The organism is Micromonospora sp. NBC_01638 (genome assembly GCF_045209745.1).
Classification (GTDB): Bacteria; Actinomycetota; Actinomycetes; order Mycobacteriales; family Micromonosporaceae; genus Micromonospora.
Window position 1 is genome coordinate 2,863,897 of sequence record NZ_CP109273.1, and the last position, 23,643, is coordinate 2,887,539.

A 23,643-nucleotide genomic window follows, 5' to 3' on the forward strand; every position below is an offset into this window, starting at 1 on the left:
TGCATACTAGGCCGGTGCCCGACTCAGGGGCGCAGGAGGACCGGGCCGGCGTCGATGCGGGTGCGGAACAGCGCGTACGGCCGGCGCCGCAGGTCCTGGCCACGCTGGTACTGCGGCTGCCGGTGCAGTTGGTTGGCGGTGACGTAGAGGTACCCGTCGGTGGCCACGGACATGGTGTCGGGCCAGAGCAGCCGTGGGTCGTGGACCAGAGTCTCGTACTCTCCGTCCGGCAGCCGACGCAGCACCGCGTTGTGCTCGTACGAGGTGAGGTAGAGCCGGCCCGCGTCGTCGCTCTCCAACCCGTCCGAGGCGGTGCCCTTGTCGCCTTCGTCGAGAACGGTCGCGGCGACCGCCTCCTGGGTGACGCCCGGTTCGGCCAGCGCCTCTGTGGAAACGCTGTACCAGCGCCGGGACGCCAGCGGGCAGTAGTGCAGCCGGTTGCCGTCGGCCGAGATGGCAATGCCGTCGGAGCCCATCGTCACTGGCTTCGGCGGCCCGTCCGCCGGCCGTTCGAGGAACGGCCGGCCCTCGACCACCGGGCGGAACGCCGCCAGTGGCTCCGCCTTTGTGGACGGGTGGTCGTGCAGCCGCCGCCATGAGGCCCCGCTGGCCAGGTCCACGACGATGATGCCGTTCGGCCCGGAGGCCGCCGAGTCGGTGATGTAGGCGACCCCCGCCTCGCCCCGCCGCAGATCGAAGCGGACATCGTTGAGGTACGTGGTTGGCAGCGCCACGTCCGCCGGGAAGGTGATCACCTGGGCGACCGTGTCGGTGTCCAGGTCGACGCGGACCAGCTTCGGGCCGCCGGGTTTTGTGGGCTGGAACATCGGGCTGCCGGTGTCCAGCACCCACAGCCGGTCGGCCGGGTCCACCACGATGCTCTGCACCGACACGAAGGCGCCCGCGTCGTCGTCGCCGGACGGGTCGTTCCACGGCTGGTCGGGGTAGGGCACCTCCCGGCCGTCGCGCAGCTCGACGACGGTGGCCGGCACCTCGTCGCCCCACTTCGGGAAGTTGACGAAGATCCGGCCCCGGTGCGAGACGCTCACCCCGGTCGGCATCGGGCCGGTGAAGGTGTGCACCAGCTCCAACTCGCCGATCGGCTCGTCGCCCACCGGCCCGTTCATGACGCCCGTCCCACGGTGCTCATCGTCTCGCCCCCTGCCGGTGGGCCCGACCCACGCCGGCCGCGGGTGACCCCGCCTGCCGCTATTCCCGCCCGGGCGTCCGGTATGCCTCGCCGTGGTCAGGCTCGTCGGCGGTCAGCCCGGAAGGCGGTCAGCCCGGGAAGCGGTCAGCCCGCCGGTGCGGTGGCGTGCGCGGTGGGCAGGCCGGGGACCGGGACGTCCACCGCGAGCAGCGCGCCGTCCGCCGGGCCTGCCGCAGCCAGCCCCACGCGGGCGGTGCCGATGAAGAGTCGGCGCAGGTCGGGGCCGCCCAGGCAGATACCGGCAGGTTGCTTCGCCGGCAGCCGGATCTCCCGCTCCAACGTGCCGTCTGGCCGGTAGCGGCGTACCGCCGCGCCGCCCCACAGCGCGACCCAGAGGTGGCCCGCCGCGTCGACCGTCATCCCGTCCGGGCCGCCGTCAGCGGGGGAGAGCCGCAGGAACGGCTCCCGCCCGTGCAGGGCCCCGGTGCCGGGGTCGACGCTGAACCGGTCAACCTCGCCGCGCGGCGAGTCGGCCAGGTACATGGTGGTGCCGGCGGCGTCGAACGCTGGCCCGTTCGGAATGGTCAGCCCGGTCACCGCGGGCACCGGCGCCGCGCCCGGGGCCAGCCGGTACAGCGTGCCCCCGCCGGCCACCCCGGCGTACGTCATGCTGCCGGCCCAGAAGCGGCCGTGCGGGTCGGCGACCGCGTCGTTCATCCGGGTCGGCTCGGCCGCGTCGGCGACCAGCTCGACGACCGGTCGGGGGTCGCCGGTGGCGGGCAGCAGGGTGACGCCGGTCCCGGCGGCGGCCAGCCAGTCGCCGGGCCGGTCGGCCACCGGGGCGACCGCGCCGAGCGGAACGTCGAGGCGGCGCAACTCCCGTAGCGGGGCCGGGCCGTCGCCGTCGGTCTCCAGCAGTCGTCCGGCCAGCAGGTCGACGAGGACCAGCCGGTCGTCGACCCAGCGCAGCCCTTCGCCCAGCTCCAACCGGTCGGTGCTCCAGATGGTCGGCTCGGTCAGCTCCATGGTGCGCCTCCAACGATGTCTGGCGGCGGTGTCGGCCGCCGCACCGGTCAGCGGACGGTACCGCCGGGGCAGTGGTCGAGCAGCGCCAGTTCCACCCGGGTTGGCTGCGCGCTGGGTTTGCTCGGCGGAGGTCGGTTCAGGCTGGGACGAGTTCCCGGCATCGGTGGCCGAAACCTAGGATCCGTTCCAGCACCTGCCGGTGCCGCAGGTCGAGGTGGCGCTCGACGCGATCCTCGATGCCCATCTCGCCGTCAGCGCCGCCGTGCCTGGTCGTGGTCAACCTCTACGACGGCTGCTTCCTGTGCGACTTTTCCGCATTTCGCCTGCAACTCGGGTAGAGTTGCTGGCTGGCCTCAGCGAGGGCGGACTGAGGCGGTCGCTTCCGACAGGCCCGACTGACGGTGCGCGTGCAGCCACACACCGTGAGGGCGTACGGTGAACATGTCGCCCGGGACCCGGTGGCCGCCAGACGTCGTCGCCAACCAGCCCATTCGGGGCGTAACCGATCGTCATCCCCCATCGCCGCGACGTGCTGGTCGTGCTGTTTGATCGCCGATCACGTCCCGGCTGTCGGATTCGCCGAACTCAGCGCGGCGCGGACGGCTGATGGTCCGGATGTGACCTGCGCGTTCACGCCGCTGTCCGTGCCAATGATCGTTCTGAACGCCTTAACCAGGGGAGCACCAGATGAGGATCGCCAGGCACAGGATCGTCTCCGCACTTCGCGACCGGGGCCAGCAGGCCCGGGCCGACTGGGTCGAGCGCGAGCTCCCGGAGCGGGTGGACCCGGCGAAGCACTCCGGGCTGCTCGCCACCCTGCACCTCGACCCAGCTGACCTCGCCGACGCGCCATCCCCGTGAGGGTGGCGCTGCTCGGCCCGGTCGCCTGGCGTACGCCCCCGCACCACTACGGCCCGTGGGAGCAGGTGACCGGCCTGCTCGCGGAGGGGCTGGCCAGCCGTGGCGTCGACGTGACGCTCTTCGCGACACTGGACTCCGTCACCTCCGCACAGCTCGACGGAGTCTGCCCACGGGGGTACGCGGACGATCCGGACATGGACGGTCGGGTGTGGGAGGCGATGCACGTCTCCCACGCGATGGCCCGCTCGGCGCAGTTCGACCTGGTGCACAGCCACCTCGACTGGCTGCCACTGGCGTTCGCGGAGCACTGCCGCGCTCCGCTGCTGACCACAGTGCACGGTTTCTCCGGTGCGGGGATCCTGCCCGCCTACGCCCGGGCCCGCTCGTCGTACGTGTCGATCTCCGACGCCGACCGGGCACCTGAGCTCGACTACGTCGCCACGGTGTACCACGGCGTCGATCCCAGCGGGCTGCCGTTCAGCGGTGACGCCGGCCCTGGGCTGGCCGCCTTCGGCCGGATCCATCCCGACAAGGGCACCCACACCGCGATCGAGGTCGCCCGCCGCGCCGGCCGCCCCCTGACCATCTGCGGGATCGTGCAGGACGAGCGGTACTTCGCCGAACAGGTGGCCCCGCACATCGACGGCGACCAGGTCATCTTCCTCGGGTCGGTGGGTCCGCGACGGCGCGCGGAGGTGCTGGGCGGCAGCACCGCGCTGCTGCACCCGATCGCCTTCGACGAGCCGTTCGGACTGTCGGTGGTGGAATCGATGGTCTGCGGCACCCCGGTCGTCGCCTACAAGCGGGGGTCCATGCCGGAGGTCGTCGACGACGGGGTGACGGGCTTCCTCGTCCACACCGTCGACCAGGCCGTCGAGGCGGTCACCCAAGCCGCCGGCCTCGATCGGGCCGGGTGTCGGGCGCGGGCTCGGCAGCGCTTCGGCGCAGACCGGATGGTCACCGACTATCTCGCTGTCTACGACCAGCTCGTCCGCAACTGACAGGACCGCCCCGAACTCCGTTCCGCCGGTCACACACGCTGACCGGCGTGCGCCGTCCCCGCGTGAGGCTCGCCCCGTACTCCGGTGGTGGCCGACAACCGGAAGGCCCGACGTCCATGCTCAGCTACGGATTCCTCAGCACCCACCCACCGACCCGGTGTGGACTGGCCACGTTCAACGCCGCCCTCGCCGCCCAGATGACCGCCGACGGCACCCACGGTGGCATCGTCCGGGTCACTGACCACGGCGACGACCAGCGCCCCGTGCCCGGGGTCGTGCACACGTGGTCGGCGCGTACCCCGGCCGGCTGGCGGGACGCGGCCGCCGCCCTGAACGCCTTCGACGTGGCGATCGTCCAGCACGAGTACGGCATCTACCCCGGCAGCGACGGCGAGGAGGTCCTGCCGTTACTGCGGCGGCTCAGCGTGCCGAGCATCGTGGTCCTGCACACCGTGCTCCGTCAGCCCTCCGCCCGGCAGAAGTCCCTGTTGGAGCAGATCGTGGCCGCCGCCGGGGCGGTTGTCACGATGACCGACACCGCCCGCGACCGGCTGCTCGTCGGGTACGCCGTGTCAGCGGGCAAGGTGACGGTCATCCCGCACGGCGCTGCCGAGCTTGCCGGTGTGCCCGTCGACCGGCGCACCCGCCCGCACCTGTTGACCTGGGGGCTGCTCGGGCCCGGCAAGGGCATCGAGTGGTCGTTGCGGGCCCTCGCGCGGTTGCAGGATCTCGATCCGACTCCGACCTACACGGTGGCGGGGCGCACCCACCCGAAGGTGATCGAGCACCACGGTGAGGTGTACCGGGCGGGGCTGCACCAGCTCGGTGCCCAGTTGGGCGTCGCGCACGCCGTCGACTACCAGGACGTCTACCACGACCAGGAGGCACTGGGCCGGTTGATCCGCTCCGCCGACGTGGTCGTCCTGCCCTACGACTCCCGCGAACAGGTCACCTCCGGCGTACTCATCGAAGCGGTGGCCGCCGGGGTGCCCGTCGTGGCGACGGCGTTCCCGCATGCCGTCGAGTTGCTGACCGGTGGGCCGGGTCTTGTCGTACCCCACCAGAATCCGGCGGCGCTGGCCGCGGCGATCCGGCGGGTCCTGACCGAACCGGGCCTGACCGCCCGGTTGGCCGGCCGGGTTCGCCCGCTGGCCGCGCACCTGCGCTGGCCTGCGGTGGCAGCCCGCTACGGTGCCCTCGCCGTAGAGCTCACTGATGCCCGCTCGCCCGCCGTCAGCGTCGTGCCGGCGTGACGGCGACCACCGGTCGCCCCTGGACATCGACGGGTGGGCGCTGGGTGACGGCACCCCCGCCGAGCTTCGCGCATCTGGCTCGGCTGAGCGACGACACCGGTCTGTTCGAGCATGCCCGGCACGGCATCGTCCGCCGCGAGCACGGCTACTGCACCGACGACGTGGCCCGCGGCCTGGTGGTCGTCAGCCGCGAGCCGGAGCCGAGCGAGGAGTTGCTCCGGCTCGCGGAGTGCTACCTCGCGTTCCTGACCCACGCGCAGGACTCCGGCGGCGCCTTTCACAACCGACTCGGGCACGACCGGCACTGGGCCGACGAACCAGGGCTCGGCGACTGGTGGGGCCGGGCGCTGTGGGGCCTGGGCACGGCCGTCGCCCGCAGCCCCGCGTCCTGGGTACGCGAAGAGGCGCTGGTCGCGTTCAGCCGGGGTGCCACCCGGCGCACCAAGGCCCCGCACACGATGGCCTTCGCCGGTCTGGGCGCGGCCGAGGTGCTCCGCCGGCACCCGGGCCACGTCGCCGCCGCGTCCCTGCTGGCGGACGCGGCCAGCACGGTCGGCCCGGCCGGGTCCGACCCGCGGTGGCCGTGGCCACGGCAGGAGCTGACCTACGCGAACGCGGCCCTCGCCGAGGTGGTCATCGCGGCCAGCCAGCTTCGCGAGGGTGGCCCACCTCTCGACGATGGTCTGCGAATGTTGACCTGGCTGCGCACTGTCCAGCTCCGCGGCGGGCGGCTGTCGGTCGTACCCGCCGGTGGGTGGCGGCGCGGCGCCGTACGACTGCACCACGACCAGCAGCCGATCGAGGTCGCCGCCCTCGCCGATGCCTGCGCCACGGCGGCCATGGTCACCGGGGACCCCGAGTGGGACACCGGGGTGCGGCAGGCGGTCGGGTGGTTCCTCGGCGACAACGACCTCGGCACGGTGATGTGGGATCCGGCGACCGGCGGCGGCTACGACGGGCTGACCGCGCACGGGCCCAACCTGAACCAGGGCGCCGAATCCACCCTCGCGCTCATCTCCACGCTGCAGCACGCCCGGAGGTGGTCGTGACCCGGAGTCTGGCCGTCCGGCAGGACGTCACCCTCACACCGGATCCACGCCGGGTCATCATCAAGCTCTTCGTTCCGGGTGAGGACGCCGCGGTGGTACGCACCCGCGCGCAGGCCCTCATCGACCGGGTCGCGCACCTCGACGACGAGGAGACCGGCCGGCTGCTGCGGGACACCTTCGACCGCTTCGGCGCCCGGCACCGCGACCTGGCCGGCACGTTCCACCACCACTACGACCTCGTCCGGCACCGGGCCGCCCGGGCCCGGGATCTCTCGCCGACCAGCCGACTGCTGGTCGGCGCCTACTTCAGCCATGAGTACGCCGTCGAGGCCGCCGCCCTCTGCAACCCGTCGATGGTGGTCCACCCGGACCAGACCGATCTGGGTGCCGGGCAACTGCGCGTCGCGGTCAGCCTGCGCCAGGTCGGCGAGGGCCACGTGTCGTCCATCGGGTTCGCCACCGCGGTCCTCGGACCCGGGCGACAGCTCACAATCGCCGACCGGTCCGGCCCGTTGGCCGTCGGGCAGCGGGTGGGCGTACGGCACCGCCGGGACCTGCTCGTTGCCGGCCTGGCCGAGGAGGACTGCGACAACGAGGTCGCCGCCACCGTGCTGGACGCCCTGCCCGAGTGGTACGACGAGGCCACCTTCGAGCGGGTGCTCGGCAACCTGCCACCCGATCTGCTCTCCCGCAGTACCGGGTTGGGCACCCTCGAACAACTGCGTCGCACCAACGCCGGTAGCTACGCCACGTCATTCCCCGCCGGCACGGCTCTGCACCAACGGGTGCTCTGGCCGGCCACCCCGGCGGAGAGCAACGGCATGGAGGACGCGCGCTTCGTCCGGTTCGTCGATGAGTCCGGGCCGGTGTACCGGGCCACCTACACCGCCTACGACGGTCGGAGCATCGCCACCCGTGCGCTGGTCAGCACCGACCTGCGCCGCTTCGAGATGACCCCGATGCGCGGGCCGGGTGCTCGTAACAAGGGGATCGCGCTGTTTCCGCGTACCGTCGGCGGCCGGCACCTGGCGCTGTGCCGCGCCGACGGCGAGACAATTGGCCTGACCGCTCTGGACGGCGAGAACCGTTGGCAGGCCCCGACCCCGTTGCACGCCCCGCGCGACAGCTGGGAGTTGATCCAGGTCGGCAACTGCGGATCTCCCATCGAAACCGACGTCGGCTGGCTGGTCCTCACCCACGGCGTCGGGCCGATGCGCCGTTACGCGATCGGCGCGCTCCTGCTCGACCTGCACAGACCGGAGCGGGTCGTCGCGCACCTGCCTGGTGTGCTCCTGTCACCCGATGAGCACGACCGGGACGGGTACGTACCCAACGTCGTCTACTCCTGCGGGGCGCTCGTCCACGACGGTGAGCTGTGGTTGCCGTACGGGGCGAGTGACGCCCGGGTGGGTTTCGCCACCGTGCCGGTGCCCGCTCTCCTCACCGCGATGGTGGAGGCCCCACCGCCGGGTGACGGAATTGGGTGAGCGCGTGTCTGACGTTGGTGGTGCTGCCCCGGCGGCCGGCTGGTCGCCGGCCGCCGGGGCACATCGGTCAGGACTCGGACGTCCGGCGCCGGTAGAGGAGCAGCAGGGCTGCGCCGGCGGTGACGGCGATGCTGCCGATTCCGGTCAGGACGGGCAGCAGGGTGCTACCGCCACTGCCGCCGGTGACGGGCAGCGCCGTACGGGTGGGCTTTGCCGTGGGCTGGCCCGTGGGTGTGCCCGTGGGCTGGCCGGTCGGTGTGCCCGTGGGCTGGCCGGTCGGTGTGCTCGTCGGTGTGCCGGTCGGCGTGCCCGTCGGGGTCTGGGTGGGCGTTCCCGTCGGCTGGAGGCAGACCGGGGCGTTGATGGTGTTGGTGTCGAGGGTGACAGCGCCGGTCTGTGCCAGGGCACGGCCCTGGAGGGTGGCACCGGTGTTCATGGTGATCGAGGCCTGAGCCAGGATGTTGCCCATGAACCGGGTGCCGGTGCCGAGCGTGGCCGAGCTGCCCACCTGCCAGTAGACGTTGCAGGGCGAGGACCCGTTGATGAACACGACGCTGCTGTTGGACGCGGTGATGAGCGTGGACTCGATCTGGAAGATGAACACCGCCGCCGGGTCGCCCTGACTGTTGAGCGTCAGGGTTCCGGTCAGTTGGGCGGCGCCGATCCGGTAGACCCCGGGGATCAGCGTGGAGCCGCCCAGCTCCGCGGGAAGGTTGGTGAACGGAGTCCGGCCGGCGGCGTCGTTGTAGGCGGTGGTCAGGTCGTTCTTGGCCTGGAGTGCGACGGCGTCGCCGAGGTGGGTCTCTCCGCCGACGGTTCCCGGCGGGAAGCCTGGCGCGGTGTTGCCGGGGCTGACGCCGAGGCTCTGGGCGAGGAAGCTCGGACCGGTGTTGGTGACCGTGGAGCCGGCCAGCACGGAGAAGTTCGCCGCCGTCCCGAGACTCACCGGTGCCTCGGCGGCGCTCGCGCCGGTGCCGCTCATGAGCAGGACGGCGACGGCTGTGCCGCTGGCGGCGACGGCCGCCAGTGCGGACAGGACCGCGCGCCGCGGATGGCTGAACATTTTGGTTGTCACGACGTGCCCTTTCGCGAAGGCATCTCACCAGACGCCGGTCGTGCGGCGACTGGAGGCGGCACCGAACCGCAGCGATAGATAAAACGGACCTTTGCACACTTAATGCGGCAAAGATGGCGAATTTAGTGAGATGGGTGGGATGCCTGGGACGGGAGGGTGCGATCGGCACGCGAGGAACGCGGCGGGGCAGGGTAGCCTCACGCTCGCCCTACCGTGCTCCTACGATCGGCGAGGACAGGGGGAGGTGGAGCGTGGTCGACGTCGCTGAGGTGGTGCGTTGGCTGCAGCTCAACGCGCCCCGTGGTGGGCCGGACGAGCTGTCTCAGCTGGTCGCCCGCGCGGCTCCCGCCATCAACGCCAGCGAGATCGTGATCTATCTGGCCGACTACACGCAGTCCCTCCTTGTGCCCCTGCTCGGCGCGGGTCTCGTCCGGGACGAGCTGTCGATCGAGACGACCCTCGCGGGCCGGGCCTTCACCAACCTCGACATCCAGCGCGCGCCCGACAACCCGGACCGGGTCTGGGTGCCCCTGCTGCTCGGGTGCGAACGGATGGGCGTACTGGAGGTCGTCTCGCCGGGTGCCGCCGACGAGGCCATGGACGGGCCAGCCTGGGAGGTGGCGGTCAACGTCGCCCAGATCCTGGTCAACCGCCGGCTCTACGGTGACGTGGTCGAGCGGATGCGGCGCCGTCTCCCGATGCAGGTCGCGGCCGAGATCGTGTGGGGCCTGCTTCCGCCGCTGACGTTCGCCACCGACGACCTGGTGATCACCGCCATCCTCGAACCGTGCTACGACGTCGGCGGCGACATCTTCGACTACGCGTTGAACGACGACGTGCTCAGCGTCGGGCTCTTCGACACCTGTGGACACGGCATCAAGGCGAGCACCCTGGCCTCACTGGTGGTCAGCGCGTACCGCAACGCCCGCCGGTGTGGCCTCGACCTGGTCGACACGGCGATCAGCATCGACCGGTGGGTGCGTTCCGAGCACCCGAACTTCTTCGCGACCGGGCTGCTCATCGAGTTGGACCACCGGACCGGTCGACTGAGCATGATCAACGCGGGTCATCCCGGTGCCATGTTGCTGCGCGACGGCAAGGCCATTCGGGAGTTGCCGGGGCCGACCGCGTTGCCGCTCGGCCTGGGCCACCTGACCCCCCGCCGCCCACGGGTGCACGTCGAGGATCTGCACCCGGGCGACCGCATCCTCGGCTATACCGACGGCATCACCGATGCGCGGAGCGCGGATGGGGAGCAGTTCGGGCTGGACCGGCTCGTCGACTTCGTCAACCGCGCCCTCAACGACGGGCTGCCCAGCCCGGAGACGATGCGTCGCCTGGTACGCGCAGTCGTCGGCTACCAGGACGACAGACTTGAGGACGACGCGACCGCCCTCTTCGTGGAGTGGCGGCCGCCGCACCTGCCGCTCGCGCATCTCCGCAACCTCGCCGCGACCCGCTCCTGACCGCATTCGGTGGATTTTGCTGCGCGTGGACCGGGAGGTGGGGCAGCGCGAGGGTGCCGGTGTCAGAAGGCGCTGACGTCGACGAGGTGGTGACGCAGTGTGGCCAACGATCGGGTGATCAGCCGGGAGACGTGCATCTGCGAGACACCGATCCGGTCGGCGATCTGGGCCTGGGTCAGGTTGCCATGGAAGCGCAGGCTCAGGATCTGGCGTTCGCGCTCCGGCAGCGTGGCGAGGGCCGGGCCGAGGGCGACGCGGATCTCGACGAGGTCGAACTCGTGGTCGTCGCCGCCGATGGTGTCCGCGAGTTCCCGGTTGCCGTCCACCCCGATCGGGGTGGACAGCGACGTGGCCCGGTAGGCGCGTGCACCCTCCAGCCCTTCCAGGACGGTCTCCTCGGACACGTCGAGGTAGGACGCGATGTCGGCCACGGTCGGCGAGCGGCCGATGGTCTGGGTCAGGGCGCTGTTCGCCGCGCTGATCGACAGTCGCAGCTCCTGGAGGCGGCGAGGCACGCGTACCGCCCAGGTGCGGTCCCGGAAGTACCGCTTGATCTCGCCGATGATGGTGGGAATGGCGTACCCGGTGAAGTCGACACCGCGGCTGTGGTCGAAGTTGTCCACGGCCTTGATGAGGCCGACCGAGGCGGTCTGGGCCAGGTCGTCGTCGGGTGTGCCGCGTCCGGCGTAGCGCCGCGCCAGATGCCGTGCGAGCGGCAACCAGGCCTCGATGGCGCGGTCCCGCCGAACTGGGCGGCGAGGGTCGTCAGCCGGGGTCGCCGCCATGACGGCCAGAAGGTCGTCCGGGGTCTGGTCACTGCTCCGCTGGCCGAGGTGGGTGCTGGTCGCTGTTCCGGCGATGATGGCCATGGGTGGGTCCTTCCCGGACATGCCCGTCGATCGAGTCGACCGGAAGATCTCCGAACCGGCTGCCGCCGGGGCGCATGTACGGGCAAAAATGCGCTGTCGCAAGGCCACGATCACGGGCCTCGCCACCGCGTCATGTCATTCATTTGATGACCCGGACACTACCCGAAAGATGGATTAATTACTAGCCGAAAGTATGAACCCGTGCGGGTGGGTGACGCTCGACGAAGGCCGGATCAGCCGCGCTGATCGGAGTCGTCGCCAGCGGTCGGGGCCTGCTGGGCAGGCTTTACCGCGAACGGGTGGCGCAGACGCCGCATGGCCTCCTCGCTGCCGTCGAAGGTCACCGCCGCCCCATCGAGCCCATCGGCGTTCGACGTGGCGAGAAACAAGGCGGGGCGACCGTTGTCGTTCGAAGTCATGCAGGATTCCTGTCTTCTGCGAAGGAGTGCGTCTGGGCGCCGGCAACTCGCGCCGTGCGACCTGGTGACGTTTCGGCGCTCACGCTGGCGCCCGATCAGGGTGTCTCGTTCACGGGCGAGCGCCCGGCGACACCGACACCCCGCACCATACCCGGCGTCGCCGCCCATCGTGCGCCGCTGACGGCCCCCGGGTCGCATCCGGCCGGCTGGCGGCCCGAGAATTCTGTAATCCCACCCGCTGCCGTCAGTCTCCGATTTTGAGGGCGGTCAGCGCGGGCGCTGCGGGCGTGCGCTCCGACGTCGGGTGGTTCGCCTCGAACCGGGCGCGGGTCAGGAACGCGAGTTGGGCGCGCTTGTCCGGCATGTCGATCTCCGAGTCGAAGGTGAAGCCCTCGATCTCCAGCCGGCGCAGGGCGAGGTGGTTGCGTACGTCCGGCTCGACGACGATCCGCTGGGCGGCCGGGTCACGGAACAGGAAGCGGGCGAGGGCGGGGCCGACGGCGTTGGTGAGGCCGCGGGCGAGGCGCCGGTCGGGGCTGAGCAGCAGGTGCATCCCCAGGTCACCGGGCTGCACCGGGTAGCGCTCGCCGACCGGGTCCGCCTCGGGCTGGTAGCTCTGAAAGAGGCCGATCGGCTCCCCGTCGACCATGATCAGGTACGCGTGGTGGGTCGACAGACTGTCCACGAAGGTGTAGATCTCGCGTACCTGTTCCAGGGTGTGTGACCCCATGCCCCAGAAGGAGTTGCGGGGGAGAGTGACCCAGCCGTGCAGGAGTGTGGCGTCCCGGTCGGGCCGCACGGTGAGCAACGACAACTCGCCGAGACCAGCGATCTTCTCCTGGTACGTCATCGGGCGCTGTCCTCTGTTCCATCCGCGGCGCGACTTAGGTTACCCTGCCCTAACCAAATATGACCTTACCTGGAGGGGTGCGTGAAACGGAACTGGAAGGGCCTGGTCCTCAAGGCCATGGGAGGCCGGGACTTTCGGTTGACCGTGCTGGGCACCGAATCGATCGACGGGCACTACCAGCGGCTTCTCCTGGACGGGGGTGGCCTGCTGGAGGCGTGCGACGTGCACCCCACGATGTGGATCCGGCTTTGGTTCGACAACGACGGCCGGGCACACCAGCGCGCGTACACGCTGGTGGACCCGGACCCGTCCACCGGCCGGTTCACCCTCGAATTCGCCATTCACGACGGCCGCGCCGCCCGCTGGGCCACCACGGCCCAGGTCGGCGACACCATCGGCGCGACCGTGCAGGGCAGCGCGTTCGAACTGCCCGACCCCGCGCCCGAGCACCTCTACCTCGTCGGCGACGCGGCGTCCCTGCCCGCGGTGAACAGCCTGCTCGACGCCAGCGCCGACATCCCGGCGACGGTCTGGCTGGAGTACGCCCACGAGGGCGCGAAGGCTCTCGTGCCGCGGGCCCGGGCGCACCACGACGTCACCTGGGTGCCCCGGCGCGACGCGGGCCAACACCTCGTCGACACGGTCTGCGCCGCCCTGCCGGCCAGCGGCGCGGGTCACTACTGGGTGGCCGGCGAGGCAGCCACCACCCGTGGCATCACCCGACACATCCGACGGACGCTGGGCGTCGACAAGGACCGGCTGACCTCCCTCGGCTACTGGAAAGCGGCATGAAGGGCCGGCTCGGCACCCTGACCGCTCTGACATGGACTACTCCCGACCCGACACGGGCGGCACCGACGGTATGCGGCTGTACCTGACCGCGCTCAACCCCACCGACGCCGTCCTGGACGGGTTCCTCCCCGCGGCGGCGGCGCTCGGGCTCTCGACCACCGTGCTGACCGACCGGCCCGCGCAATGGCCGGCGGATGCGCCGGTGGCGCGGTGCGCGGTCCGGGACGCGGCTGCGGTGGTCGCGGCGACGGCACCAACCCGACCGGTGGCGCTACTGTCCAATAGCGACCATCTCCAGGAGGCCACCGCGATCGCCGCACGCAAGCTCGGCCTGCCCGGCAAGGACCCCGACGCCGCCCGTCGCTGCAAGGACAAGGCCGCAGCCCGCCGGGCGATCGCGGCTGCGGGGCTCGATCTGGTACGCACCATCACCCTCGACCCCGGTGCCGCACCGGAGGTGCCGGTCGGGATGTTTCCGGCGGTGGTGAAACCCCGCGAGGGGGTGGCCAGCGAGGACGCCTACCTGGTGGCCGATCACCCTGAACTGGTCGCCCGGGTCACCGAGATCCGTGGCCGGCGACCAGACGTGGCCCTGGTGGTCGAGGAGTATCTCGCCGGGGAACTACGGACCTTCGAAACCCTCGGCGACGGCGCGGCGCTGGCCTCCCTCGGCGGGTGGCGCACCAGCCTCGGCCCGCCACCGACCTTCACCGAGGAGCGCCTCGCCTGGTCGCCCCCGGCGGAGCAGGCGAGCACCCAGTTGCGGGCGCGGCTCGACGCGCTCGGGGTCGGCTTCGGCGCCTGCCACACCGAGTACGTCATCTCCGACGGCCGGGTCCGGCTGATCGAGGTGAACTATCGCCTCATCGGCGACCGGATGGACCTGATCCTCGCCGAGCTGCTCGGCGTGCCGTTGTTCGAGTACGTCATCCGGCTGCACCTCGGCGAGCCGTTGGCCGCTCTCGCCCTGCCCGCCACCGTCGACAGGTATGCCCAGGTCGAGTACGTCTGCGCGGACCGGTCCGGCCGGCTCGCCGCCGCACCGGGCCGGCTGGACATCGTCCACGGCGATGTCCGGCTGGGTTGCCATCCGTTGCGTGCGGTGGGCCACACCGCCGACCACACCGGGACGAACCGCGACTACCTCGCAGTGCTGCACGCGGTCGGCCCCGACCAGGGCGTCGTCCGGCAGTCGCTGGCCGCCTTCCGCAGCGACCTCCAGTGGACCATCGTCGAGTGAGCGACGACTGCGAGCGGGAGGTGTTCGCCCGGGTGCTCGACGCCCTGCTGCGCGAGGATCACCTCGGTCTGCTGAGCGCCGGCCAACCGGACGGGCCCGACTGGTGGCAGGTGCCGCATCCCGCCGGTCTGCTGCGCATCCCGGTTCGGGTGGACGGCTTCCAGCAGGCCCTGCGCAGCGCCGCGCCGAGGGTCCTGCTGCTCGGCGCCGACGGCACCCACCGTACGGACACCCTGGAAGGACTGTTGACCCTGCTCGCCCCACACGGCGACGCCGACGCCGAGACCGGTTGGCGGGACTTCAGCGCCGAGTGCCGCGCCGACCTCCGCGCCCGGCGGCTCGCAGCCCGAAACCAGGCACGGGTGTTCGCCGAGGTGGCCGCCGAACGTGCGATCACCCCGACCGGCCTGCCGGCGGCGCTCCTGGACGACGTGCTCGCCGCCCACCACGGCCATTCGGTCTACCCCACCGACCGCTGCCGGCACGGTCTCAGTGACGACGAACTGCTCCGGTACGCCCCGGAGCACGCCCCGCGTCTCACGCTGCGGTGGTACGCCGCCTCCGCCGAGGACGTCCGGCTCGTGGGCGAACTCCCGTCCTGGTGGCCGCGCGCACAGCGGCCGGATCAGCTGTTGCTCCCGGCGCACCCGATCACCGCGGCCCGCGACGCGCTACCGGTGACGGACCTGCCGGTGCTCACCGCGCGGCCCACCCTCTCCATGCGGACGGTGGCGCTCGACCACGACCCGTACCTGCACCTCAAGCTGCCGCTGCCGACCGCGAGCCTCGGCGCCCGCAACCGACGTACGTTGCACCCGGGCTCGCTCGGCGATGGCGCGGCCGTCGCCGGGCTGCTCGACCGGATCGCCAGCGCGGAACCCGCCTTCGCCGGCCGGATCCGACACGCTGACGAGAGCACCTGGGCGCACGTCGGTGGCGACGAGCGGCGCAGCTTCCTGCTGCGCCGATTCCCCCGCGACCTGGCTGGCGTCCACGTGGTGCCGGTCGCCGCCCTCGCCGCGGCTGACCCGGTCGCGGGCACCGTCCTCGAACGGATCATCCCCGAGCGGCCCGGGGCGCTCCTGGAGTCCTACCTGGACCTGCTGCTCGACTGGCACGTCTTCCTCTGGCTACGCCACGGGATCGCCCTCGAGGCGCACCCGCAGAACATCCACCTGCTGGTGCACCCCGACGGTACGGTCGGCCTGCTCTACAAGGACAACGACGGCGCCCGACTCGACGCGCGCCACGGCGGCCCCGGCGGGCTCGCCCTCGACGACGACCGGATGTGGGCACGCGATCCACCGGAGCTGGCCGACGTGTTCATCACCATCACCCTGCACCTGGCCGCCGCCGCACCCCTGCTTGCCCTGGCCGCCCGAGGGTTGCCCGTGCCGTCACCCGCCGAAGCGCTGGCGCCCCGGCTCGCCGCCGCCTGCGACCGTTGGGGCGACGGACCGGCGATACGAACCTTCACCGAGCGGGTCCTGCGGGCCGCCCACCTGCCCATCAAGGCGATGCTCACCGCCGGCACCCTGCTGCCCAAACAGCGGCTGGGCTGCGCCGACATCAACAAGTACTACCTGCGTACCGGCCCGAACTACCTCCGGGAGACACGATGACGAGCGCGCGGTTGTGCTCCCGGCCGGCCACCGACACCGGCCAGCTCGCCGACCTGGCCGCCGCCCACGCCCTCTTCGGCTGCCTGATCCGGGAGCTCGCCCTGCCGGACGGCACCCCGACCGTGGTCGACGGTGCCGCACGTCTGCTGCTGCGGCACCTCGGCGTCACCGTGCGCTGTGTCGTCACGCGAGGCTCCCCGCTCGGCGCCCACCGCTACGCCGGCCCCGTGCAGCGGATGACCGACGGCGGACGGTGGGAGGACCTGGACGCGGACGGGCTGGCCGGTCTTGTCGCGGCGGAACTCACCACCCGTACCGGCCTCGTGAACGACGAGTTCACCGAGCAGGTCCGGGCCAGCCGGGACACCGTGGCCCGGCTGCTGGCCGACCGGCCGGCCGAGGATCCGACCCCTACCGGCGAGCCCGCCATCGACGCGTACGTCGACTCCGAGCAGTCACTGGTCTTCGGCCACCCGCACCACCCCACCCCGAAGTGGCGCAGCGGTGACCCGGACAGCTGGCGGGCGTACGCGCCGGAGCTGCGCACGTCGTTCCGGCTGCACTGGCTCGCCGTACCGGACGATCTGATCGTCGGCGACGGGCCGTTCGATCCGCTCGTGGCCGCCCTCGACCCGCCGCGCCCCCCGCGCGGTCACCGCGTCCTGCCGGTGCATCCCTGGCAGCTGTCGCTCATCCCGCCGACGCACCCGAGGCTGCGCGACCTGGGGGAGGCCGGTGTGCCGGTACGGCCGACGGCGAGCGTCCGCACGCTCTACGCCCCGGACGCCGACCTGTTCGTCAAGACCAGCCTGCACGTACGGATCACCAACTGCCTCCGCAAGAACGCCCGCTACGAACTCACCGGCGCGGTGGCCCTGACCGGCCTGCTGGCCCGGGTGCCGATGCCGGACGGGGTCGGGCTGCTCGCCGAGCCCGCCTACCGGACGGTGGACGCTCCCGGCCCGGACGAGGCGTACGGGACGATCCTGCGCAGCGGCCTGCGCCCGCACCTGCGTCCCGGTGACACCCCGATCCTGGCGGCGGCGCTGGCCGCCGCACCACTCGGGACAGCGGATCCGGTGGCCTGGTGGCGTGCGTACGTCGGGTTGCTGGTGCCGGCGGTGCTGCACTGCTGGCTCAGCCACGGCGTCGTGCACGAGGCGCACCTGCAGAACGTGGTCGTCGTGCTCGACCGCGACCGCCGCCCGGTGCGAATGCTGCTGCGCGATCTGGAGGGGGTGAAGCTCGACACCGATCGGTGGACCACCTGGCCGGACGGTGTCCCGGCGCAGGTCCGCTACGGCCCCCGCGACGCCCGCCGCCGGATCGTCTACTGCCTGTTCGTCAATAACCTCGGTGGCATCTGCGGGGCCCTTGCCGACGCGCGACCGGGCATCGAACGGCGGCTGTGGCAGGAGCTGAGGGCCGTCATCGAGGCGGTGGCCGCCGACCTCGACGATCCGCCCGAGTTGCGCGCGCTGCTGAGTGGCGAGCCGCTGGTGGCCAAGGCGAACCTCCTGCTCCGCTGGCGGCGCGACGCGGACCGGGCAGCACCGTTCGTGCCGGTGCCCAACCCGATGGGCGGGCCACGGTGACGCGACCCGTGTACGTCCACGACCTCGACGCGCTGACCGCGCACGCCCGAGCCATCCGGGCGGCGCTGCCCCGGCAGGTCGAGCTGCTCTACGCGGTCAAGGCCAACCCGGATCCCGGTGTGCTGCGTGCCCTCGCCCCGGTCGTCGACGGGTTCGAGGCCGCCAGCCGTGGCGAGCTGCGGAGACTGGCCGAGGTTCTGCCGGGACGGGCCCCGGCCGCGTACGCCGGGCCGGGCAAGACCGACGCGGACCTCGCCGCCGCCCTCGCCGCCGGGGTGCACCGCATCCACGTCGAATCGCCCGCCGAGCTTCGGCGACTCGGCGCGCTGGCCGCAGCCTGCGGTGAGCCGGCCCAGGTGCTGCTGCGCGTGAACCTGCCGGTCGACGCGCCCGGAGCGAGCCTGGTCATGGGCGGCGGACCCAGCCCGTTCGGCATGGACCCGGCCGACGCGGTCGAGTGCGCCCGCCGCCCGCCCGCCGGCATCGACGTACGCGGAATCCACGCCCATTTGGCCAGCGGGCTGGACGCCCCGCTCGCCGCCACGGTCGCCGATGCCGTGGTCCGCTGGGCAGTCGCCGAGGTCGGTGCCGTCGAGGTCGACGTCGGCGGGGGCATGGCCGTCGACTACACCGATCCGGCGGCCCGGTTCGACTGGAAGGGCTACGGCCGGGCCCTGGCGGACGTCCTCGACGCGTACCCGGGAGTGCGGTTGCGCATCGAGCCGGGCCGGTCGGTCACCGCCTACTGCGGTGCGTACCTCACCGAGGTCATCGACGTGAAGCGCTCCTACGGCGAGTGGTTCGTGGTGGTGGCCGGTGGCACCCACCACCTGCGCACACCGGCGGCGAAGGGGCACGCGCAGCCATTCCGCGTGCACCGGCGGCGGGGCCGCGACGGCCCGCGCACCGACGGAGGACCGGTCACCGTGGTCGGGCAACTCTGCACCCCGAAGGACGTACTGTCCCGGTCGGCCAGCGCCGGGCCGATCGGCGTGGGTGACGTGCTGGCCTTCGCCATGGCCGGGGCGTACGCCTGGAACATCAGCCACCGCGACTTCCTGCTGCACGATCCGCCGCTGTTCTGCACCGGTGATCCGGACGAGGTTGCTGCCGAATGGGCGGAACGGCGGGCCTGAATCCCGTTGCACACCGGCCGTCGACGTGGCTTCCGTGAAAACGCAGGAATGACAGGTTTGCTACACAGTGGATCCTCGGATCAAAAACCCTTGTCGCTCGTCGATACGATGACGCGGAACGGAGTCGAGCAGGGCGCCGTCATGTGGAGGTAACCGTCCAAATGAAACGCATCGGATCAGCGATGCTGGCAACCGTGGTGGGTGTTGCCACCGCCGTCCTGGCCACCGGCCAGCCGGCCCTCGCCGCCACCTCGGTCAATCTACCTCTGTCGAGCTGGGCCTATCTCGATTCGCAGAGCCCAAAGACGAAATTCGTCAACCCGTCGGTCGCGCCGCCCGTCGGCACGTTGGTCGACGACGCGCACAAGGCGCACACCTACCGCTCCTACTTCACCTACGACCTGACGCAGCTCAAGGGCACGGTGGTGCACAACTCGTACCTGTACACGTACGAGGACACCGTCACCGACTGCTCCACCGCCGCGACGATCGAGTTGTGGCGGACCGCCCCGGTCAAGACCGGGACGACCTGGAGCAACCCGCCCGCCGAGCTCGACAAGCTGATCTCCGTCAACCGCGGGCAGGGTGCCTACTACTGCCCCAGTTACCTGGGCATCGACATGGTGTCGACTCTCAACGCCGCGCTCGGCCGGCACGAGAAATCGATCACCATCGAATACCGGATCACGGCAGCCCAGGAGGCGGACCCGCGCGCCGGCCGCACCTTCCAGCAGCCGACGCTGAGCTCCACGTCCAACCACCCGCCAACCGTGACCGACCTGCGCCTTGAGAGCCCGACCCGCCCGTGCGGCACGCTCACCAAGCCATCGCCAGCGGCGGCGTCGACCTCGTTCAAGTCCACCGCGAACGACCCTGACGAAGGCGACAACCCGTCGATCCTCTACGCGATCTGGCCGGTGGACCACCCGGACCAGCGCCGCGAGTTCTACAGTTACAACTACGGCACCGACCTGAGTCAGTACGCCGACGGTGACCTCCTTGCCTGGCAGGCCCGCGCCAGCGACTACTACGACGCCGGCCCGTGGAGCACGGTCTGCTACCTCGTCATGGACAAGACGGCGCCGGCGAACCCGCCGGCCGTCGCCTCGAAGCTCTACCCCGAGGGCACCACGTCCGGCGGCGGCACCGGCCTCAAGGGGAAGTTCCGCCTCGACGCGGGCGGCGACCTCGACGTGGTCGCGTTCACGTGGCATGACTCGAGCGGTTACTCCGGTCAGGTCAAGGCGCGGCGTCCGGGCGGCACGGCGGTCCTCGAATACACCCCGAAGCGGGACTGGTTCGAGGAACTCACCATCCGCTCAGTCGACGCGGTGGGCAACCAGGGGCCGGAGAAGCGCTACCGCTTCAACGTCGCCGCCACCGCTCCGAGCGCGGAAATCGAGCAGGGCGGCGTCGGCCTGCCGAGCACGCTCACGCTGACCGCGCGGAAACCCGAGACGACCGCATTTGGCTATCAGATCAAGGGCGGCCCCGAAACCCGGGTTACGGCCGTCGGCGGCGAAGCCACCGGTCAGCTGACGTTCACCGAGACCGGCGAGGTCGAGGTTGTCGTCAGCAGCTACGTGAAGAACAAACTCATCGGTCAGGACACCCTGCGGGTCTATGTCACCGACGCTCCCGGGGTGGAGTCGGCCGAGTTCAACTTCGACACCGACCAGATCGCCGGCAAGACCGGTTCGTTCACGTTCAAGCCGCGCAACCGTGACGTCGTTGCCTACGAGTATGTCCTGGACGGCGTCGCACAGACCGTCCAGGCGGCCGCGGACGGCACCGCTGTGGTGCCGTGGACGGCGACCGCAGGATGGCACGGCATGGTCGTGCAGTCGGTGCAGGCGGACGGCACCAAGTCGAGGGAGACCTACCACCAGTTCAACATCATCGACCCGGTACCGAACGTGTACTCGCCGACGCTGCAACACCTGACGCGGATCGATGGCGTCGGCCTGCCGGTGCAGTTCTACCTGAGCAGCCAGCTGCCGGACGTGACCGGGTACGCCTATCGGTTCGACGGCGGACCGGAGGTCGCGCTCGACGGCTACGGAGGCAGCACGGAGATCAACGTGACGCCGGTGCACACCGGCGACAACACGCTGATCGTTCAGGCTCTGCTTGCCGATGGCACCCGGTCGCCCGAGAAGACCTTCACCTGGCAGCCGTTCGAGGCGCCGGTCGTCACCACCGACCCGGCAAACGGCGGTGCGGGCGGTCAGCCGATGACGCTGACGTTCCGCTCGGTGCTGCCCGACACCAAGGAGTTCCGCTACTCGCTCGACTTCGGTGAAGACCAGACCGTCGCGACACGGCCGGATGGCACGGCGGCCGTGTCGTTCACACCGCAGGCGGGCGGCGGCTGGTTCTCGGCCAGGGTCACCGGTGTCGCTCAGGACGGGACGACGTCACCGGAGCGCGAGATGACGGTCCCGGTCCGCGACACGCGGGTCTCGGTGTGGAGCCAGTTCTCCGAGTGGAGCCCGAGGGGTGGCATCGGCGTGCCCGGTGACTTCGGCTTCAGCACCTCATGGACTCCCGAAGTGGTGGAGTACCGCTACCGGCTCAACGACGGTCCAGAACTGACCGTGCCTATCGGGGACAGTTGGAACACCCTGGTCACGGTCGTGCCGGACCGTAACGGGCTCAACATGCTCACCGTGCAGGGCCGCACCGAGGACGGCCGGCTCTCGCCGATCACCGAGTACCCGTTCCAGGTCGGCACCGCGCCGTACGTCTTCTCCGAGGAGTATCCGCAGGACACCTCCGGCGGGGGAGTGGGCGTCGAGGGCCGGTTCGAGTTCAGCGGCGGTACGCCCGGAATCACGTCGTTCGAGTACACCATCGGTGGCGTCCCCGGGGCGGTCGAGGCCAACGCGGAGGGCCGCGCGTCGATCACCTGGACGCCGACCGAGGCAACCGGCACGTACCTGGTCGTCAAGGGCCGCAAGGCCGACGGCAGCACCACCGACGAGGTCTGGTATTTCATCTCGGTGAAGTCGGGCTGACCAGCCCAACGCAGCTCCAGCAGTGATCGAGTGACGCCCCGCAGGCTGATGAGCGCCTGCGGGGCGTCGCCAGTTCGTGAACAATCGCGCAGGCAGAGGGCTCATCTGGATCAGCATGTTATCGATAACATGCTATCTTTGGCCCGGGAGCGAAGGGCACGCTCCAGGTCACCCCAGCCAGCCGGCGAAGACATGCCGAGGGCGCGTCCCTCCCGCCGTCTTCCCGGTCGGTGACCAGTCCGGGCCACTCCGTCGACGCCAGGCGACCCCAGCTGGTCGCCGGACGACTCCGCCCCGGCCACATGCCCTGCTCCTGACACACCGCCGCAGGCAGCCTGGTGCGACCCGTCCCTCAGCCCAGTGGACCGAGGGCGATCGACGACGCAGCACCGCCGGCACAAGACGCCCAACGGCAAGGAGTCAAGCAATGCTGAAACGTAGGCAGGTATTCCCGTCCATCGCAGCCGCAGCGGTTCTCCTCGCGGCCACCGCCGGCGGCGCGCTGAGTGGCAGCTTCCGCCAGGCGGCGGTGGCGGCGACAAACGGCACCCTCGCGGCAACCGCCGGCTGCGGCAAGGCCCCCACACTGACCAGCGGGACGCGCACGATCCAGAGCAGCGGACAGAGTCGCACCTACAACCTGCGGATCCCGGACGGGTACGACCGGAACCACCCCTACCGACTGATCTTCGGATTCCACTGGTTGAACGGCTCGGCCAACAACGTCACCTCGGCCGGCTACTACGGGCTCCAGCCGCTGTCGAACAACAGCACCATCTTCGTCGCGCCCCAGGGCCTCGACGCCGGTTGGGCCAACACCAACGGTCGGGACCTGACGCTCTTCGACGACATCTCCCGACAGGTCGAGAATGATCTTTGCGTCGACACGACCCAGCGCTTCGCCCTGGGCTGGAGCTACGGCGGGGCCATGAGCTACGCGGTGGCCTGCGCCCGGCCCACCGTCATCCGCGCGGTCACCGTCCTGTCCGGGGCTAACCTCAGCGGATGTAACGGCGGCACCCAGCCGGTCGCCTACTTCGGCATCCACGGCATTTACGACAGCGTGCTGAACATCTCCCAGGGTCGGCAGATTCGCGACACGTTCGTCAGGAACAACGGCTGCACCGCGCAGAGCCCACGCGAGCCAAGCCGGGGCAGCCTCACCCACATCACCACTGCCTATTCAGGATGCCGAGCCGGGTACCCGGTGCAGTGGGCGGCGTTCGATGGTGACCACACCCCCAGCCCAGTCGACGGGTCTTCGAGCCCCAACGACTCCCGGACGTGGACCTCGGGTGAGATCTGGCGGTTCTTCAGTCAGTTCGAGTCCACCACGCCCCCCACGACCCCGCCGCCGACCACCCCGCCGCCGACCACCCCGCCCCCCACGACTCCGCCGCCGACGACCCCGCCGCCCACCGGTCAGCCGGGCACCTGCACCGCCACCTACCGGGCGATCAACAGCTGGCCCGGCGGCTTCCAGGCTGAGGTGACCGTAGCCAACAACACCGCTACGACACTCAACGGCTGGACCGTAGGACTGACCCTGGCGAGTGGCCAGGCCATCAGCAGCCTCTGGAGCGGAATCAACACGGGCACCACCGGTAACGTCACCGTCAAGAACGCCGCCTACAACGGCACAGTCGGCCCGAACGCCTCGACCACGTTCGGGTTCACCGCCACTGGCAACGGCGCCACCCCACCCAGCAACGTCACCTGCACCAGCCCCTGAGCG

General features: G+C 71.1%; 19 protein-coding genes. 13 read left to right on the plus strand and 6 right to left on the minus strand.

The window, feature by feature from the left end; translation table 11 throughout:
* Positions 1-23: 23 nt before the first annotated feature.
* Positions 24-1,127, minus strand: a complete 1,104-nt coding sequence (locus OG811_RS13575) for an L-dopachrome tautomerase-related protein (protein ID WP_406074608.1) — start codon at positions 1,125-1,127, stop codon at positions 24-26.
* A 167-nt stretch (positions 1,128-1,294) separates the two neighbouring features.
* Positions 1,295-2,176 carry an SMP-30/gluconolactonase/LRE family protein gene (locus tag OG811_RS13580; RefSeq protein WP_406074610.1) on the minus strand — a complete coding sequence of 294 codons (882 nt, stop codon included), beginning with the start codon at positions 2,174-2,176 and terminating at the stop codon, positions 1,295-1,297.
* 687 nt (positions 2,177-2,863) lie between these two features.
* Between OG811_RS13580 and OG811_RS13585 the strand changes: the two genes are divergently transcribed.
* The 5 genes from OG811_RS13585 to OG811_RS13605 all read left to right on the plus strand — a co-directional run bounded on the left by OG811_RS13585 (position 2,864) and on the right by OG811_RS13605 (position 7,827).
* Positions 2,864-3,037: a hypothetical protein gene (locus OG811_RS13585; RefSeq protein ID WP_167517360.1), complete on the plus strand. Its 174-nt coding sequence runs from the start codon at positions 2,864-2,866 to the stop codon at positions 3,035-3,037.
* Complete coding sequence (locus tag OG811_RS13590; RefSeq protein WP_406074612.1) at positions 3,034-4,038, plus strand: glycosyltransferase family 4 protein; 1,005 nt, start codon at positions 3,034-3,036, stop codon at positions 4,036-4,038. The genes OG811_RS13585 and OG811_RS13590 overlap by 4 nt, the downstream gene beginning before the upstream one ends.
* A 116-nt stretch (positions 4,039-4,154) precedes the next feature.
* Positions 4,155-5,291, plus strand: coding sequence for a glycosyltransferase (locus tag OG811_RS13595; RefSeq protein ID WP_406075713.1), 1,137 nt, complete (start codon positions 4,155-4,157; stop codon positions 5,289-5,291).
* A gap of 44 nt (positions 5,292-5,335) precedes the next feature.
* The gene (locus tag OG811_RS13600) at positions 5,336-6,340 is read left to right on the plus strand and encodes a glycosyltransferase (protein ID WP_406074613.1); all 1,005 of its coding nucleotides are present in this window, start codon (positions 5,336-5,338) and stop codon (positions 6,338-6,340) included.
* A complete protein-coding gene (locus tag OG811_RS13605) occupies positions 6,337-7,827 on the plus strand; it encodes a glycoside hydrolase family 130 protein (RefSeq protein WP_406074615.1) in 1,491 nt (496 codons plus the stop codon). The genes OG811_RS13600 and OG811_RS13605 overlap by 4 nt, the downstream gene beginning before the upstream one ends.
* A gap of 67 nt (positions 7,828-7,894) precedes the next feature.
* On the opposite strand, the gene OG811_RS13610 is transcribed toward OG811_RS13605, so the two are convergent.
* Complete coding sequence (locus OG811_RS13610) at positions 7,895-8,902, minus strand: ice-binding family protein (RefSeq protein ID WP_406074616.1); 1,008 nt, start codon at positions 8,900-8,902, stop codon at positions 7,895-7,897.
* 251 nt (positions 8,903-9,153) lie between these two features.
* On the opposite strand from OG811_RS13610, the gene OG811_RS13615 reads away from it, so the two are divergent.
* On the plus strand, positions 9,154-10,368 hold the full coding sequence (locus OG811_RS13615; RefSeq protein WP_406074618.1) for a PP2C family protein-serine/threonine phosphatase: 1,215 nt from the start codon (positions 9,154-9,156) through the stop codon (positions 10,366-10,368).
* Positions 10,369-10,430: 62 nt separating this feature from the next.
* On the opposite strand, the gene OG811_RS13620 is transcribed toward OG811_RS13615, so the two are convergent.
* From OG811_RS13620 to OG811_RS13630, 3 genes are all read right to left on the minus strand, one after another.
* Entirely contained in the window at positions 10,431-11,153 is a 723-nt protein-coding gene (locus OG811_RS13620; RefSeq protein ID WP_406075715.1) for a SigB/SigF/SigG family RNA polymerase sigma factor, read from the minus strand.
* A gap of 317 nt (positions 11,154-11,470) precedes the next feature.
* On the minus strand, positions 11,471-11,656 hold the full coding sequence (locus OG811_RS13625; protein ID WP_406074619.1) for a hypothetical protein: 186 nt from the start codon (positions 11,654-11,656) through the stop codon (positions 11,471-11,473).
* Between the two features lie 244 nt (positions 11,657-11,900).
* Positions 11,901-12,506, minus strand: coding sequence for a GNAT family N-acetyltransferase (locus OG811_RS13630; protein WP_406074621.1), 606 nt, complete (start codon positions 12,504-12,506; stop codon positions 11,901-11,903).
* Positions 12,507-12,587: 81 nt separating this feature from the next.
* Between OG811_RS13630 and OG811_RS13635 the strand changes: the two genes are divergently transcribed.
* The 7 genes from OG811_RS13635 (at position 12,588) to OG811_RS13665 (ending at position 23,640) form a co-directional block, all read left to right on the plus strand.
* Entirely contained in the window at positions 12,588-13,298 is a 711-nt protein-coding gene (locus tag OG811_RS13635; protein ID WP_406074622.1) for a siderophore-interacting protein, read from the plus strand.
* Positions 13,299-13,329: 31 nt separating this feature from the next.
* Complete coding sequence (locus tag OG811_RS13640) at positions 13,330-14,538, plus strand: acetyl-CoA carboxylase biotin carboxylase subunit family protein (protein WP_406074624.1); 1,209 nt, start codon at positions 13,330-13,332, stop codon at positions 14,536-14,538.
* Positions 14,535-16,160: an IucA/IucC family protein gene (locus tag OG811_RS13645; protein ID WP_406074626.1), complete on the plus strand. Its 1,626-nt coding sequence runs from the start codon at positions 14,535-14,537 to the stop codon at positions 16,158-16,160. The genes OG811_RS13640 and OG811_RS13645 overlap by 4 nt, the downstream gene beginning before the upstream one ends.
* Complete coding sequence (locus OG811_RS13650; RefSeq protein ID WP_406074627.1) at positions 16,157-17,755, plus strand: IucA/IucC family protein; 1,599 nt, start codon at positions 16,157-16,159, stop codon at positions 17,753-17,755. The genes OG811_RS13645 and OG811_RS13650 overlap by 4 nt, the downstream gene beginning before the upstream one ends.
* Positions 17,752-18,891, plus strand: a complete 1,140-nt coding sequence (locus OG811_RS13655; protein ID WP_406074628.1) for an alanine racemase — start codon at positions 17,752-17,754, stop codon at positions 18,889-18,891. Before OG811_RS13650 ends, OG811_RS13655 begins: the two co-directional genes overlap by 4 nt.
* Positions 18,892-19,052: 161 nt before the next feature.
* On the plus strand, positions 19,053-21,908 hold the full coding sequence (locus OG811_RS13660; protein WP_406074629.1) for a hypothetical protein: 2,856 nt from the start codon (positions 19,053-19,055) through the stop codon (positions 21,906-21,908).
* A 427-nt stretch (positions 21,909-22,335) separates the two neighbouring features.
* Complete coding sequence (locus OG811_RS13665; RefSeq protein ID WP_406074631.1) at positions 22,336-23,640, plus strand: cellulose binding domain-containing protein; 1,305 nt, start codon at positions 22,336-22,338, stop codon at positions 23,638-23,640.
* The last annotated feature ends 3 nt before the right edge of the window (positions 23,641-23,643 follow it).

Excerpts from the sequence above, each read along its gene's own strand:
- OG811_RS13575 (WP_406074608.1), bottom strand. The coding sequence starts at position 1,127 with ATGAACGGGCCGGTGGGCGACGAGCCGATCGGCGAGTTGGAGCTGGTG.
- OG811_RS13580 (WP_406074610.1), bottom strand. The coding sequence starts at position 2,176 with ATGGAGCTGACCGAGCCGACCATCTGGAGCACCGACCGGTTGGAGCTG.
- OG811_RS13585 (WP_167517360.1), top strand. The coding sequence starts at position 2,864 with ATGAGGATCGCCAGGCACAGGATCGTCTCCGCACTTCGCGACCGGGGC.
- OG811_RS13595 (WP_406075713.1), top strand. The coding sequence starts at position 4,155 with ATGCTCAGCTACGGATTCCTCAGCACCCACCCACCGACCCGGTGTGGA.
- OG811_RS13620 (WP_406075715.1), bottom strand. The coding sequence starts at position 11,153 with ATGGCGGCGACCCCGGCTGACGACCCTCGCCGCCCAGTTCGGCGGGAC.
- OG811_RS13625 (WP_406074619.1), bottom strand. The coding sequence starts at position 11,656 with ATGACTTCGAACGACAACGGTCGCCCCGCCTTGTTTCTCGCCACGTCG.
- OG811_RS13630 (WP_406074621.1), bottom strand. The coding sequence starts at position 12,506 with ATGACGTACCAGGAGAAGATCGCTGGTCTCGGCGAGTTGTCGTTGCTC.
- OG811_RS13640 (WP_406074624.1), top strand. The coding sequence starts at position 13,330 with ATGGACTACTCCCGACCCGACACGGGCGGCACCGACGGTATGCGGCTG.
- OG811_RS13650 (WP_406074627.1), top strand. The coding sequence starts at position 16,157 with ATGACGAGCGCGCGGTTGTGCTCCCGGCCGGCCACCGACACCGGCCAG.
- OG811_RS13660 (WP_406074629.1), top strand. The coding sequence starts at position 19,053 with ATGAAACGCATCGGATCAGCGATGCTGGCAACCGTGGTGGGTGTTGCC.
- OG811_RS13665 (WP_406074631.1), top strand. The coding sequence starts at position 22,336 with ATGCTGAAACGTAGGCAGGTATTCCCGTCCATCGCAGCCGCAGCGGTT.